We start from the raw sequence: 15,914 nt of genomic DNA, 5'->3' as shown, positions 1-15,914 counted from the left end.
CAACAAAATTGATAAGGGAAGTCTACTCATTTCCCGCTGCTTGTCCGCCTTCACGGACGTCCTGCTTGGCATGAACAATCAGTCGATGGGTAGGGTTAACCAGCGGATCGCAAGTAATTAAGGTGAGCGTCCTCTCGCTGCCGCGATTGTCCAGCACGGAAACATCGGTTGGCTCGACAACTGAAATTTCGTACACCGTGTATACGAACTGCTCTCCCTTGGAACGAACGATTATTTCATCTCCTACTTTAACCTCATCCAGCCGATTGAACAACCTTCCGGCTGTCCGGGAACGATGCGCAGCTATAGCTGCATTACCGACATGTCCAAGGGGAGCGGTCTCCGTCATATGCGCGGCCGCATGCTGCAAATTTTGCTTAGTAGCGCCTTCCAAGATCGGCAGTTTCAAATCAATAACATCGATGAAGATCGTCCCCACCCCCTCTTCCTCATCAAAATTATTAAGCTTCGTATGGGCAATCGCCGGCTCAGACTCCGTATTCATTTCTTCCAGCCACTGGGATACCTGCGCATAGCTTGATTGCAGGCTCTTTAGATCAACGTTGTCTGCTTGCCTGCGGCTTTGCTCAGCGTTTTCAATATCCTGCAGAAGCATTTCCTGTTTGTACTCGCTGTACAACACGCTCAATTTGGGATATAAAACAATGCATATTCCAGTAACAATCAAAACGTACGCTAACTTACGCATATCCTGTACTCCTGTCTATCCATTCTTGTTTCTAGTTTGATTTGCCCAGTATACAATCTGTTTCTATACAATTTCTCAACTTTAATGAACAAAAAAATCCTTTCCCGGCAATTGCCGAGAAAGGATTCTTCATCTAAGCTTGTTTGGTTGTTCTACGCCGCAAATAAATTCCGGCGGCAATGATTGCCAATCCTGCTGCATAGTAAGGAAGATCAGAGCTTTCTCCCGTTTTCGGCAGCTTGGTCACACCCATTTTCGATTTACTCGGATGATCCTGGGCTCCTTCACCAGCTCCTGACACATTTTTACCGTCATTGGCATTCGTTTGTTCTTCATGGTTCTGACCACCTGCCCCAGATTGAGGCGGATTGCCCTCGCCAGTCGAGGCATTTTCGGCAGATTCGCCGTCCTCACCGTCCTCACCGTCCTCACCGTTCTCCACGGGCTCCTGAGGTTCTGCCGGGTTTTCCGGCTCTTCCGGCGTGGTAACTGGCGGTGTTACCGGCAGAGTTACTGGCGGTTTCCCAGGTGATATCACCGGTGGTGTTACCGGAGGCTCTACCGGAGGTGTTACTGGAGGTGTTACCGGTGGTTCTACCGGCGGTGTTACCGGTGGTTCTACCGGCGGTGTTACCGGCGGTTCTACCGGCGGTTCTACCGGCGGTTCTACCGGCGGTTCTACCGGTGGCGTTACCGGCGGTGTTACTGGTGGTTCCGCCTCTTTTTCATTGGCAACAGCCACTCTCTTAACATTACCGTCGGCCTTAATACTGGAGTCTATTGTGACACTGATCGGAGCGTCAAGCAGTTCGTAGCCTGCAGGAGCCTGCAGCTCTTCCAGTACATAGTCACCATATAGCAAATCGGTAAATAACGCTTTGCCATCGACATCCGTCGTTTTCGTGATCGCCGGTCTTTTACCCTTGGCATCCTGCAATACGAAAACAGCGCCTTCCAGCACTTGGGAGGCATCACCCTGATCAACCTTGGTTATTTCCAGATTGCCTCGAATTCCAGAGCCCGTACCCGATCCTCCAGAAGTTCGCACGATAATCTCTTTGTTGGAAACCATCTTATCCGTCTTGATGCCGGTTCCTTCAAAATGAACCTTATTGCCGATAGCATCACCGTTACCTGCATCAATTAACGATTGGTATTTTAAAATGTACGCTTCAGATATCGGAGTGTTGAACAACAATTCAAAGTTCCCCGAATCGTCCGTAGCGATGACCAGCGTATAATCGACACCTTCCTGAAGCGGCGTCAAGCCCGTTATATCGGTGCTAACTCCGCTGGCGCCAACCTTTGCTTTGTACAAACGGAAAGAATCCTCGACCAGCACCTGATTCGGTGTCGGCTCGTCAATGATTTTGGCATCCTCGACATAGGATTGTCCGCGGTTGATATAAATCGTCCAATCAATTCTATCGTCGTTTTGCTCTCCGCCTTTGGATACAAACTCTCCGCCTTGCGGTATGGATGCACTGCCTTTCCAGGTTGTCAGGGTGCTATTTCCCTCTTGGAACATTGCTTCATTCTCTACCGCGCCTTTATCGATAATGACACTATCCTGAAGGCTCGTTTTAAATTCGATCCAGTAAGGTGTCTTATCATCCATCGTGCTGAATGAAACTTGCAGCTCATTTCCGTTGGCTTCGGTCGGTGGCGTCAAGGTGTACTTCGCCGGGTCAACCGGATTGCCCCTGGACGTTCCATTCCAGCCTCCGGTCAAGGTCATTTCATACACTTCCAAAGAACCGTCGACATACTTTTGCCCCTGTTTCAGCACGTCTGTGATGACCGCGCCAGTCAGGGACTTCTTATTATAATTTGCGCGAATCGTCCAAGTGACCTCTTTGGTTCTCGGATCGTATTCTCCCGATTTGGAACCGTTGGTCTGGGTCAGACCGTCCGGCCAAAGCGTAGCTTCCGCAGTAACGTTTACAAGCGTGCCGCCCGCTTCTTCCCCTGTAATCGTCGCCCGGTTAAGGAACCTTGTAACATCACCGTTATCCTTCCATTCCGGATTGAAATACGTCACATACGTTACCGTATGCGCTCCGCTGATCGGCTGTTTAAAGTCAATCGTGAACCCTTGCTTCATATCCGGCGAGGCAGCGGCAAACTCGTAATCCGCTGGAGCGGACAAGACCGTGCCGTGTTGATCTTTAACCACTAACGACCCCGGCTTGAATTGCTGGCCGCTATTCACAAATTTATCGGTGATCACAACATCCTTCATCGTGTAGTTGTCTTTATTGATCTCGATGCTCCAGGATGCCTCTTTAGCATTGTAATCCGTCGCAACATGAGCTTTCTGGATGACCAGGTTCTTATGTATCCCAGAGGCTGTTTTATAACCGTAGACATCCGTAGTTACCGTGTTTTCGACCAATTCATCTTTCAGGACTCTCCCAATGGCCTTAGTATCATATTTAATGATATAACCGGAATCGATAGGAGCATTAAATTTCAGATCGAAGCCAGTTTTGCCGTTCGCCGCCGAAACAAGGGAGAGCGTGTAATCATTGCCCGTTCCTTCGCTCAGAAGCGTGCCCGTTTCCCGATCGCGAACTTCAAGCGTTCCCGCGACCAATTCCTGAGTGTCATTAAAACGGTCTTCCAAAATTCCCTGCGGAATATACTTGCCTCTGAAGTTATATTCGATCACCCAGGTCATTGTTCGAGTCTGCTCGTCATAGCTCTCAAATCTCTTGCTCAATACCTCGGGGCGCTGAATCGGCACAGTTTTTGATGCTTCAGCAGATTTGCTTCCCGTCAGCTTCGCCGTATTTGTGAAGCTCGTCTCATCGCCGTTGCCGACATTCGTCGTATACGTTATCCGATATGCCGAATCGAGCGTGCTGTCAAATTCGATTCTAAAGCCGTCCAGGGACTGTGTATCGAGCGTGTAGCCTGATAGAACCGGAGCCCCAAGCTGTGTGCTGCCGTCCACGTTAACGTTCAACTTATGAACTTGGATTGAGGAAACATCCAGAGATAGGCCCGGGGGTGTCTCATCCGTGATTACAGCCTGATCAATTCGTTCAAGCAAAGTGTTGACATCGATCGACCAGTGAATCTGTTTATCCCCCGCAGCCGAGCCGCTCTTTTCAAGCAGCGATCCCTTTTCAGGCTTGAAATGAACAATCGCTACCTGTTGCCCCCCGCGAACCGGAAACGGAATAGCCACCTCGGTACTGCCAGTTATTGAAGTCTTGCTAAAATTGGTGTTGAAAATAATCGTCCCGCCCACGTCAGAGTACCCGCTCACATCTTCATCGAAGGTAACAATCACATGGCCGTTTTTGGAGGCGGCAAACTTGCCGATTTCTAAGCCGCTAATTTCGAGAATGCCATTTACGCTGTTGTACAGCTCGAATTCCTGTGGAATATCGAACTCAAACGTGCTCCCGGCTACGTAATCATGACCGTTCTCAAGCTCCCATTCATATTCCAGGGTCACCGGTGCTCCCATGACCACCGGGTCGGCATTCGGATTATAGACGGCGTCAATGACGCTGCCTGTCCCATCCTTCAGCGTGACCTTGGTCAGAATGCTCTTACTGTTACTGGAGCTGCCCAGGGGCGTGTTCGCCGATGCAAGTCCGGGACCTAGGATGCTGTGTAGAAACAGCATGGCGGCTACCAGTAATACAAAACCTTTTTTTCTCATACTTTAACCCGTCTCCTATTTAGAACTTGTCTTCCTTGTCAAGGATCTACTGAATTATCCCCCCCTTCATCGGTTTCTTCAGTGGCAATCCTATACTACAAAATCAGACTAGACAAATTCTCAACAAACAGGATGGATGCGGTCGTAAAAGCTTGTTATTGAGCCATTTTCAGCAAAATTACATCGTTTTCCTGAAGCTCATCTTCTTTTAAAGTATAGAAACTGTAAAATTTCTTCCGTTTGACGGCCATGGCAAGCCAAGTAAAGAAATCCTGCACCATATCATCCACCCACTCGTCTCCTTTTCGGTACAACTTGCGGGAGTATGCGATGCGCAGCTTGGTTTCCCCTTTCCAGGTGAACAAGAATGTATTCTCTTGGCCATGGTGCAGCAATTGAATTTTAAAATTATCCTTCAGGAGGTAAGTGTCCTCGTTGCAGAAGAATAAAGGACCTTTCGGCGTAGCGACGATGCCAAGCATCTGCCCTTCAAAATTAATGTAATAGCCTCTTCCGTAGTTGGCATGCTTATCCCTAGCAATTTCGACTTCCTTCATAGAAAGGAGATCCAAGCCTTTGGAAACAATAGTTGAACGATGTCTAAAGTTACGAATCAATTTCATGTGCAGCTCTTCCCCCAATTTTTGTATGTCAAATATTCTTGTCTCCATCATAGAAAACTGGCCTATACAATTTCTAAACAATTGAACAAAGACTCCGCACATACAAAAAAAGCCGCACACCGGCGACTATAGAAATGACTATTGCTCAATCATATTCTGCTTAAACCATTTGATGATGTGAGGGCTTGGCTCCTCATTCAGCTCTTCCTGGTAGATCCGGGTAAGCATATCATATTCCCGCTCGACCAGATGGGGATAGTTCATGGAATGATGGATTTTCATCAGGGCAAAATAAGCTTCTTCCTCTAGAGCATGCTGCCTGCAAATAGCGCTATAGCTGTTGATTGCTTGATCAAGAAGCCCCGCGCGCTCATACAGAGCAGCGACTGCATATGAGGCCTCAAGCCAAAGCTCCTTAAGCCGCTGGCGCTCGCTCTCCGCCCACCAGTAATCATGTTCCTGCAAATAATGTCCTGTGTACTGCCTTATAGCTTCAGAGCATCGATCTACACGTTCCAAGGTTGGGGGATAGAGCGATGCAAGCTGTGACTCCCACTGTTCCACATCAAGAACGACATTTTGAATTTTCAGAATGTAGCCTTCCGTTGCGTTGGCAATTTGAAATCGTTCCCCGAACGGCTCCAGTGTTTTACGAATATGATAAACCGCTGTGTATAGCTGGGAGTATACTTTATCCATCTCGTATTCGGGCCAGAGTAAATCGATCAAGGCCGACTTTCGAACCAGCTGCCCTCGATGCTGAAGCAGGTACAGAAAAAGCTCCTGCGCCTTGGAGGTTCGCCACTGCATGATGGAAAATTGCCCAGGGGAGGTCTCAATCGTAACCTGCCTCAGTACATTGAGCCGAATATGCTCTTCCTTCCGCGGCACCTCCTGCTGTTTGGAGACCAGAACCCTCCGCGACTTGACGCGTTCCATCGTGATGGCTAATCGTTCGGCAATAATAGGTTTGACAATATAATCCAAGGCATTCAGCTCGAATGCTTTTACCGCATGTTCGTTATAAGCCGTCACGAATACGATATGCATGTCCGGCTTCTTCTCTAAAATTTGCTCCGCCAGCTCGATTCCGTTAATTTCAGGCAGGCTGATGTCGAGGAAAATAACGTCTACATCCTGCTGCAATATTTGCTCTTTGCCCTCGAATGGATTGGTGTATTTCCCTAGAATCACTACTTCATCAAGCTTCATCAGCTGACGCTCCAAATAATCCAAGGCCAGCCTTTCATCATCTACCAAGATTACCCTCATCGTAATTATGCTCCTTCAACAACATTGCTAAGGCTTCGATTTCCTTGATAACTTGACGGTAAATGCGGTCCGGTCTTCGTCGCTGTCCGCAAAGATTTCACCTTGATGAAGATCGACGATATGCTTCGCAATTGCCAGACCAATGCCGGAGCCTCCTGTATTCGTGGCGCGCGATTTCTCGACCCGGTAGAACCGGTCGAACAAATGGGGTAGATCCGATTCCGGAATCGGCTCGCCGTAGTTGATTACCTCGGTTATGACCTGATCTCCTTCCACGCGGCCGCGAATATCGATATATTTTCCTTCGCTGCCATAACGGATAGCATTGACGATCAAATTCTCGTATACTCTGCGCAGCTTGTCCCCATCAGCAATGACATAGAGCTGCTGCTCTGCGAAACAGAGCCGGCACTCCATATCGCTCTCCTGCAGCTGCCAGCCGAAGTGCGCCGTAATTTGATGAAGCATTTCAACCAGATTGATCCGGCTTTTGTATAACTTCATTTCTTTGTTCTGCAGCCTTGTAAACTCAAATAAATCCTGAAGCAGCTGCTTAAGGCGAAGAGATTCTTCATAGGCCATGCCGACGTAATAGCGAAGCTCCACCTCGTCCTTGTACCGGTCCTGTTCTATCAATCCCAAATATCCGGTAATTGACGTCAGCGGCGTGCGCAGATCATGGGAAACGTTCGTAATGAGCTCATTTTTCGTTTGCTCCGCCCGCCTCTCCTCCTCCATAGAGGTGCGCAGGCGATCGACCATGCGGTTGATGTCCGTCGCCAGCTGGCCCAATTTCCCAACGTTCTCAATTGGAATTTTGTGCGTGGTTCCCTCCTCGATCCGGTGCACCTCTTCGATCAGAAGCGCCAAATACTTCTCCTCATGACGGCGAATGCTGCGCCGGTAGAAATAGAGTGCAAACAGCAGGAGGATGGGGACGCCCGTAATGTAGTAGGCATCAGGATATCCGATATTCCGGTTCACCCAGCTAAGCACATAACCGATAGTCACCCACGGGAATAAGGCGTAGAACAGCTTCGCTACCAATACCAAAATAAGCAGGGCAACAATGGAAGTGACTACAGTCCATAACAGCCACGTTAGAAATCTGAGGCTAGCTTTCAATTTTGTAGCCAACCCCCCAAACGGTGCGAATCAGCTTTTCGCCGTCCATTTCTTTCTCCAGCTTATCCCTCAGCCGGCTGATATGAACGGTTACCGAGTTGTTGCTCTCAAAGTACTTGTCTTTCCAAATCAGCTCGAATATCTCCTCCGAGCCGAACACCCGGCCGGGGTGACTAGCCAGCAGAAACAGGATATTGAATTCAATTGGCGTCAGCTTGACTGCCCGGCCATCGACCGTCGCCGTATGCGTCTCTTTGTCGATTTGCAGGGACCCCAGATTGATGATATGATCCTGCGAAGGCTGCGTAGGCTGCATGCTGTAAGAGGAGCGGCGCAGCAGCGATTTGACCCGCGCAATCAGCTCTAGGGGATTGAACGGCTTCACCATATAATCGTCAGCCCCGGTCATAAGGCCTGTTATTTTGTCCATATCCCCGTCCTTGGCGCTGAGCATCAATATCGGCGTGGTTCGCGTCTCCCTGATTTTCATGCACACGGTAATTCCGTCCATGCCCGGCATCATAATATCCAGGATAACCAGATCTATGGGATCACGCTCCACAATGTCAAGAGCATCCAGTCCATTGTCGGCCTTAAATACGGAATAGCCTTCATTCAGCAAATATATCTCGATCAGCTTTGCAATCTTCTCATCATCGTCTACGATTAAAATTTGTTTGCTCATCCAATAATCCATCCTTTGGTGATTGTTCGAATAAACCAAGTTAGTTCTATCATACCATGACCGAACCGCCTAATTATGAATAACTTTCTGATTATCTTACAAACGGGCGGATCCATTGGAAAGTTACAAGCACTACAAATTTTCCACTTCAACACTGATGACATGATCGATTTGGCGCACAAAATGGTATATTTCCGTCGTGTATTCCCGCTCCGAGGCCGAGATGACCATATCAATACGCTGACGGCCCTCCTCCAAATCTTTAATTTTTAAACGGCGTATGCGATGACGGTTCCATTTCGCTGCTGATCCCTTCTCTTCCTTCCGTTCAATGATCCGGATCAGATCCGTAACGTTGCCTCGATCCTCCATCACGATTTTGACGGAGACATCGCGTTGATTCAGTTTATAGGGTCCAAGCCATTTGATCATATAAGGAATGAAATTCACCGCCAAAATGAGCAGGACAACCGCCAGCGCTGCTTCAAGATAAAATCCGGCGCCAATTGCGATCCCGATGCCCGACGCCGCCCATATCATCGCTGCCGACGTAAGTCCGGAAATGCCTTCATTGCTTCTCCGCAGAATAACCCCGGCGCCGAGAAAACCAATACCGCTGACAATTTGCGCTGCCAGGCGCATCGGGTCCATATTCGGATGATCCGGTCCGGCGAATTTGTGAAACGATTGTATAGAGACGATGGTCACCAGACAGCTCGCGATACAAATGACCATGCTCGTCTTAATGCCCAGCGGCTTCTGCTTCAACTGGCGGTCAATGCCGATAAACAAACCGAACAGAAGCGCGATAAACAGCTTCATAATAATTTCCCATTCCAATAACATTCGTAATCTCCTCCTGCGTATAGAGAGAGTATAAGTGTAACTGCTATGTTTAGGCCATCAAAAAGACTGCCCCTTAGGTTACTTTTATAACCTATTCAGGGCAGTCTTATGATTTACCTTATTACATAAAAGTCAGCGGATTACTTTGTGCCGACCAGCGATTCCTTGGCGCGGTATTGATTAGCGGCCAGCACCATATTCTTCAATGATTTCACGGTCTCATCCACTCCCCGCGTCTTCAGGCCACAGTCCGGGTTGATCCAGAACAATTCGGGATCCAGTACCTGCAGCGCGCGGTCGATCATGGAGGTCATCTCCTCAACCGACGGAACTCGCGGACTGTGAATGTCATATACGCCTAAACCGATGCCGAGATCGTACGTATGCTCTTCGAAGCTATGAACGAGCTCGCCATGGCTGCGCGAGGTTTCAATAGAGATGACATCCGCATCCAGTGCACGAATGGAATCGATAATGTCGTGGAATTCGCAATAGCACATATGGGTATGAATTTGGGTCGTATCGCGCACAGTCGACGTCGTGACGCGGAACGCCTTGACGGACCAGTCCAGATACCCCGCCCAGTCTTCGCGTTTCAACGGCAGCCCTTCACGCAGCGCAGGCTCGTCGACCTGGATCATCTCGATGCCTGCTCGTTCCAGCGCCTCTACCTCTTTACGCAACGCCAGCGCGATTTGATAAGCGACCTGCTCACGCGATAAATCACTGCGCACGAAGGACCAGTTCAGAATCGTAATCGGCCCGGTCAGCATTCCCTTGACCGGCTTGTTCGTCAGGGATTGCGCGTATTCCGTCTCCTTCACGGTCATCGGCTGGTCGAAATCAACATCCCCGTAGATGACCGGCGGCTTCACGCAGCGAGTCCCGTAGGATTGAACCCAGCCGCCCTTCGTAAAGGCGAATCCCGGCAGCTTCTCGCCGAAGAATTCTACCATATCCGTACGTTCGAATTCGCCATGTACGAGCACATCGATGCCAATTTCCTCCTGGAGGGAAATCCACTGTTGAATATGCTCCTTAATAAAGGAATCGTATTGCTCCTGGCTCCATTCCCCTTTGCGCCATTTCTGACGGGCGGAGCGAACCTCTGCCGTCTGCGGAAAGCTGCCGATGGTCGTCGTCGGAAGCAGCGGCAAATGCCATTTCTCTTTCTGTTTTTTGCGGCGAATGGCGAACGCGCTTCCCCTCGAGGCCGGTTCAGAGGCGATTTTCTCTACCGCGGCCGCTACGTTTGCCCGGTTGCGGGCTGGATCCTTGGCCAGATTATCGAGAGCGATGCGATTGCTTTCGAATAACCCCTTCACACTATCAATACCTGTACTCACCGCAGCGCTCAATGCGGCGACTTCATCCAGCTTCTCTTCGGCAAAGGACAAAGCGTCGCGAAGCACTCGCACCAGCGTCTGCTCCTGCTTAGCCGACACGGGCACATGCAGGAGGCTGCAGGACGGCTGCACGATAATCTCGGAATCCGCAGCCACTTCCAGGATTTCAAGTAACAGCTGCTTCTGGCGGTACAAGTCCGTGCGCCAAATATTGCGTCCATCGACCATGCCCGCTCCAAGCGTCTTGCCTGCCGGGAATCCATATTTACGCAGCGCAGCCAGGTTGCCGTCCAGCCCGTGTATGAAGTCAAGTCCGATACCGGCAACAGGCAAAGACACGACCTCCTCATAACGGTCCACCGCTTCGAAATACGTTTGCAGCAGAATGGAAACTTCCGGAGCCTCACGCTGAATTGTTTCGTAAATGGCTCTTGCCCGCGTTATATCCTCGGCCGACACAGAGGTCACCAAAGACGGCTCGTCTAATTGAACCCAGGCTACACCTTCTGCGGCGAGCTCTTGAAGCACTTGAACGTATAGCGGCAGCAGCTGCTCGACCCAATGGTCCCACTCCGTCGCTTCGTTAAACCCTTTCGATAGCTTGAGGAAGGAGTACAGCCCGATCAGCACAGGTCTTCCATCGATCCCCAGTTTTTCCTTGGCTTCGCGGTAAGCAACCAGCGGACGGTTTACCGTTAGCTGCGGTTTTCTGCCGCCTAGCTCTGGAACAATATAATGATAGTTCGTGTTGAACCATTTCGTCATTTCACTGGCCGGCGCTTCTTTATTTCCCCGGGCGATGGCATAATACGTGTCCAGAGATACCTCGCCGCCGCTATAGGAGAACCGCTCCGGGACAAGGCCGAACATAGCGGCCATATCGAGGACATGATCGTAATACGTAAAATCGCCTACAGGGATGATCTCGATCCCCTGATCCCGCTGCTTCCGTAAATTATGAAGCCGTATTTCCGTTAATTGCCCGTGCAGCTGCTGCTCGTCCAGTTTGCCAGCCCAATAGGCTTCAATCGCTTTTTTCCATTCCCGTTGTCCGCCGATTCTCGGATAACCTAAATTTCCGCTTTTTACCGTATAACTCATTCACAATTCCTCCCCAGTGTATATTCTTCCAATAACAAAAAGGTCCCCTATAGCTGGAACGGCTAAAGAGGACCCTCGTCATACTGCGCGATGGCTCAAATCTTTAACACCTCCCTATCTCCCGTAGGTACAGCAGTGCTGACAGAACAGGCAGGTCTCCTGGCTTCAGAATCATAACTGGACAGCTGCCTTCCCAATGACGGATCATCAGTGGCACCCATGCTTCCAGCTCCTCTGTTACAGTGGCGGGACCGCGCCGGCATTGCACCGGACTTCCCTTTTAAGCTTCAATCGACGGCGATTGAAGCACCTGTTCCCACAATATTCGGTTATGAATATAAAATTTATGTTACTTCATGTTGTCAAATAATACAATACAAATCGGATTAGTCCTAGAATAAACATGCAATATTTATGCACAAAACTCAATAATTATCGGCAACAGCCTTGTTCAGCATACCGATGCAGCGGTCTAAATCGACCTTAACCTGCTTTTTGTACAGCTCGGCCTTCTCAAGTCCGTCATCGGTAAAATGATAGAGTACGATTTCTTGGAAATCCACGCTGGGATCATTCCCTTTCAGATGCTTCGTGCGATACAGTACCCCTTCCTGCACGAGCTCATGAAGGGCCCGGTATATTTCGCTCTGCGGAGGAACATAGCCAAACGGCTTAAACTCTTCCTTCAACTCTTCAAGCATCTGGTAACCGTAGCCCCTTCGCTGCTCTACCATCGAAATCAGATAGAGCTTGATATATGCCCGCTGTGCAATCATAAAGGCCATCGTTCCACCTCCTGCTCTTTCTTCAAAGTATAGAACAGCTGTGAATTTTTCACAATAGCCGTCTAACCTGCTCTTTTATTACGATAGATTAGCTGCTAAGTGCGTAGAAAGAAGCAGGATTGGCAAACAGGAGCAAAATAGCTTTTTGGGGTTTCTATTGTGAATTTTTCATATGATGAAATTTGATAAGTTGGAGCTAACTTTCGATCCAACCTTGCTCCAAAGCATATCTCGTCAATTGCACGCGATTTTCCAAATGCAGCTTTTGCAAAATGTTTTTCAAGTGGTTTTTGACCGTCTGATCGGATATTTGCAGTTCCTTGGCGATTTCCCGGTTGGTCAGCCCTTTGGCGACCCAGTCCAAAATCTCGCGTTCCCGGCTCGTAAGCGGGTGATCGGCGCTGTTATTTTTCTTGGACAGCGGAAATTCCTGAAGAATCCGGAAAGCCAGCTCACTGGACAGCGGGGCTTCGTCACTGGCGACCGCCCGCAAATATTGCAGCCAGGTGCCCGGCTCCAGGTTCTTCAGCAAATAGCCCTGCGCTCCCTGCTTCAGCGCTTCAAACAGATGAGCTGCATCGTCGGAGACGGTGATCAGCACAATTTTAACGTAAGGATATTTCAGCTTAATTTCCCTCGTTGTTTCCAAACCGTCTTTGCCTGGCATATGGATATCCATCAATATAAGATCGGGCATCCACAGCTCTGTCTGCAGCAGGGCTTCGTCTCCATTGTCGGCATACCCGATAATTTCAAAGCTGTCATCGTCCGACAATATTTCACCGATGGCCTCGCGGGCATGGGGATGATCGTCAACGACTAACACTCTTACCTTCATGGCCTTGTCTCCTTCATAATCATGTTAGTTGTGCTTGCTTCAAGCTGGTGGCGTACTCCACCGAATATACGCCATAGGTCTAAGCCTGGCAAGCTTTGCGGCAATGCAAATACCAGGGATCCTCATTCCATGCCGAACAGGTCCGAGCCGAGGAAGTCTTGGAAATGAGACAAATTCTGCACATACCATAAACAAACAGGACGCAAAAATGCAAGGTACAAAAATAGAGCCCGAGAGCATCCGCTTCGTCTTGCGGATGGCTGCCCATGGCTCCAAGCTTCCAGTTATATATTCCGTAAATAAATGGTTCATTTCGGGCGCACTCGATTCGTCGCCGTGGCCTGAAGCGGGTCATCCGGCCAATAATGCTTCGGGTAGCGGCCCTTCAAATCCTTCTTCACCTCGAAATAAGCGTAGTCCCAAAAACTCCGCAAATCGGCCGTAACCTGCACAGGACGCCTGGCTGGTGACAGCAGGTGCATGATGACCGGGACCTTTCCATAGCCGATGCGAGGCGTGTCCATCATGCCGAATAGCTCCTGCAGACGGACTGCGGCATATGGCTCTCCTTGATCATAATGGATCTGAACTCGGGAGCCGCTGGGTACTGTCAAATGCGTAGGCGCCTGTGCATTCAATTCCTGCTTCAGCTCCCACCCCAGCTCATTATCAAAAATCGCCGCCAGGGACAGGGACTGCAAGTCCGATCGTTTGCGAAATTGGACGATGTAAGGCGCGAGCCATACTCCCGCAGATTCCGCCAAAGCTTCGTCAGAGAAATCCGGCCAGCGCTCGCTCAGCTTGCGGAGAAATCCGATTCGGGCCTGCAGCTGCCGAGCCTTGTCGTTCCAAGGCAGAATCTCCACGCCAAGCGTTGATACGGCATGCAGCAGCGCCTTCGTAAAATCCTCGGCTACAGGCTGAACCGGCTGTTCCCGAAGCACAATCGCCCCTAGCGTCTCCCGCAGACGAACGCGGACGGTCCCTGCTTCCTCATCCCATTCCGCCTGTCTCTCTTCCTGGATATGCTCACCGTAATACTGCTTCAAATCATCCCGTTCCAGGGGAGCAGCCAATAAAATCCGCCCCTCTGTCCCTTCATCGTCAACTTCTGCAATAGCTAGATAGGGAGATTCTCCAAGATGCTGCTTCCTGGCGAAAACAGCGCCGCGGCCGCTGCGCAGCAAATATCTGCCATCAACTCTGCGTTTGGCGATCCGGTCTGGATATGCAAACGACACCAGCAGGCCGCAAGCCTCAAACCATTGCTCTTCTCCCGCTTGCGCTAATTCCTTGATCCCAAGCCTCCGCTCATATTGGACGCTAACGGCTGCCACTCGCTGAAGATCGCGTTCGTCCGCCTGAAGCAACGGGACTCCCGTGCTCCGGGACAATCTTTCCTTCCCCATCAGCAGAGCCAGCCGGCTGCGGATATCGTTGTCTTCACCCGCACCAGCCGCTCCTCTGAACAAATCGCGCTCCTCCAGAAGCGCGGCCAGACGGCAGGCCGGCCGGCCCAGTCCCAAATCCGCCGCCTTCAGCAGCATATGGGCCAGACGCGGATGCAGCCCAAGCTCGGCCATCCTGCGCCCATGCCCGGTAATGCGCTCTTCGCCGTCAAGCGCTCCGAGCTGCTGCAGCAGCCGCACGGCCTGCCGGTAAGGCGCCGCAGGCGGCGGATCAAGCCAGGCGAGCTCTTCCGGCGAGCCCGCCCCCCAGGCCGCCAGCTCCAGGGCGAGCGGCGTGAGATCCGCCTCCAGCATCTCCGGCGCCGTACGCTCGGGCAGCAGCCGATCCTCCGCTTCGCTCCAGAGGCGGTAACACACGCCGGGCGCCGTACGCCCGGCCCGCCCCCGCCGCTGGTCAGCGGAGTCCCGGGCTGCCCGCACGGTGACCAGCCGGCTCATGCCGGTGCGCGGGGAGAACAGCGCCGTACGCCGCAAGCCGCTGTCTATGACCACCGTCACGCCCTCGATCGTCAGGCTTGACTCCGCGATCGACGTGGCAAGCACCACCTTGCGCTTGCCTGGCGGCGCTGCCGCTATCGCCCGCTGCTGCTGCTCCGCAGGCAGCGCGCCGTATAGCGGCGCCAAGAGCACATCGCCTGGCACGTCAGGTGCCAGCGACCGCTCCACCCGGCGAATTTCCCGTGCGCCGGGCAAAAACACCAGCAAGCTCCCGTCGTGCTGCTCAAGCGCGCTGCGTACCGCTCGCGCCACTGCCTGCTCCAAAGGAGCTTGGCCTAATGGCCCTGCCGCGTACCTGGTCTCCACCGGGTACGTCCGCCCCTGGCTGCGGATGACGGACGCGCCGCCTAACAGCTCGGACAACGGCCCCGGATTTAGCGTTGCCGACATAATCAAGAGCCGCAAATCGTCCCGAAGCAGCTCGCGGCTCTGCAGCGCTAAGGCGAGACCGATGTCGCCATGCAAATTCCGCTCGTGGAACTCATCAAAAATAATCAGCCCGACCCCCATCAAGGCCGGGTCATGCTGCAGCATCCGCGTCAGAATGCCTTCCGTTACAACCGTAATCCTTGTCCGGCCCGATGTTTTGCTGTCAGTTCTCGTGCGGTAGCCGACCGTCTGGCCAACGGACTCGCCAAGCTGCGCGGCCATATAAATCGCCGCCGAACGGGCGGCAAGCCGCCGCGGCTCCAGCATAACGATGCCCTGACCCTCCAGCCAGGGCTCCTGGAGCAGTTCAAGCGGCGTGCGCGTCGTCTTGCCTGCTCCCGGCTCCGCGAGCAAAATGGCCGTCCCCGTAGACTGCAAACAGGCCTGAAGCTCCAGAATAACCTCATCAATAGGAAGCCTTGTCATTCTCTTCTCCTTCATGTACAAAGTGCTGTTAGCATTTTACCATACAGGCGTCATTTGTCCTACAGCAGTACAAAACCCCGGACCGA

The 15,914-nt window shown here is 51.4% G+C and carries 11 protein-coding genes and 1 riboswitch; all 11 genes read right to left on the bottom strand.

Annotation, left to right across the window (positions count from 1 at the left end; genetic code table 11):
* Positions 1-22: 22 nt before the first annotated feature.
* Positions 23-709 (bottom strand): class D sortase, encoded by a 687-nt coding sequence (locus MKX50_RS11590; RefSeq protein ID WP_339159712.1) that lies wholly within the window; start codon positions 707-709, stop codon positions 23-25.
* 133 nt (positions 710-842) lie between these two features.
* Positions 843-4,385: a collagen binding domain-containing protein gene (locus MKX50_RS11585; protein ID WP_339159710.1), complete on the bottom strand. Its 3,543-nt coding sequence runs from the start codon at positions 4,383-4,385 to the stop codon at positions 843-845.
* Positions 4,386-4,540: 155 nt separating this feature from the next.
* A complete protein-coding gene (locus MKX50_RS11580; RefSeq protein ID WP_339159708.1) occupies positions 4,541-5,008 on the bottom strand; it encodes a hypothetical protein in 468 nt (155 codons plus the stop codon).
* A gap of 138 nt (positions 5,009-5,146) precedes the next feature.
* Complete coding sequence (locus MKX50_RS11575) at positions 5,147-6,280, bottom strand: response regulator (RefSeq protein ID WP_339159706.1); 1,134 nt, start codon at positions 6,278-6,280, stop codon at positions 5,147-5,149.
* A 27-nt stretch (positions 6,281-6,307) separates the two neighbouring features.
* Positions 6,308-7,405 (bottom strand): ATP-binding protein, encoded by a 1,098-nt coding sequence (locus MKX50_RS11570; RefSeq protein WP_339159704.1) that lies wholly within the window; start codon positions 7,403-7,405, stop codon positions 6,308-6,310.
* Positions 7,395-8,090, bottom strand: a complete 696-nt coding sequence (locus tag MKX50_RS11565; protein WP_339159702.1) for a response regulator transcription factor — start codon at positions 8,088-8,090, stop codon at positions 7,395-7,397. Before MKX50_RS11565 ends, MKX50_RS11570 begins: the two co-directional genes overlap by 11 nt.
* Positions 8,091-8,222: 132 nt before the next feature.
* On the bottom strand, positions 8,223-8,936 hold the full coding sequence (locus MKX50_RS11560) for an MgtC/SapB family protein (protein ID WP_213588528.1): 714 nt from the start codon (positions 8,934-8,936) through the stop codon (positions 8,223-8,225).
* A 140-nt stretch (positions 8,937-9,076) separates the two neighbouring features.
* The gene (gene metE / locus MKX50_RS11555; RefSeq protein WP_339159700.1) at positions 9,077-11,383 is read right to left on the bottom strand and encodes a 5-methyltetrahydropteroyltriglutamate--homocysteine S-methyltransferase; all 2,307 of its coding nucleotides are present in this window, start codon (positions 11,381-11,383) and stop codon (positions 9,077-9,079) included.
* Between the two features lie 131 nt (positions 11,384-11,514).
* Positions 11,515-11,712: riboswitch (cobalamin riboswitch) on the bottom strand.
* A 96-nt stretch (positions 11,713-11,808) separates the two neighbouring features.
* A complete protein-coding gene (locus MKX50_RS11550; protein WP_213588530.1) occupies positions 11,809-12,168 on the bottom strand; it encodes a helix-turn-helix transcriptional regulator in 360 nt (119 codons plus the stop codon).
* Between the two features lie 196 nt (positions 12,169-12,364).
* On the bottom strand, positions 12,365-13,006 hold the full coding sequence (locus MKX50_RS11545) for a response regulator transcription factor (protein ID WP_213588531.1): 642 nt from the start codon (positions 13,004-13,006) through the stop codon (positions 12,365-12,367).
* 308 nt (positions 13,007-13,314) lie between these two features.
* On the bottom strand, positions 13,315-15,828 hold the full coding sequence (hrpB, locus tag MKX50_RS11540; protein WP_339159697.1) for an ATP-dependent helicase HrpB: 2,514 nt from the start codon (positions 15,826-15,828) through the stop codon (positions 13,315-13,317).
* Positions 15,829-15,914: the final 86 nt, after the last annotated feature.

This window comes from Paenibacillus sp. FSL W8-0186, assembly GCF_037969765.1.
Taxonomy (GTDB): domain Bacteria; phylum Bacillota; class Bacilli; order Paenibacillales; family Paenibacillaceae; genus Fontibacillus; species Fontibacillus woosongensis.
The sequence above is the reverse complement of the archived record's forward strand: the minus strand, read 5'-3'. Positions and strand labels throughout refer to the sequence as shown.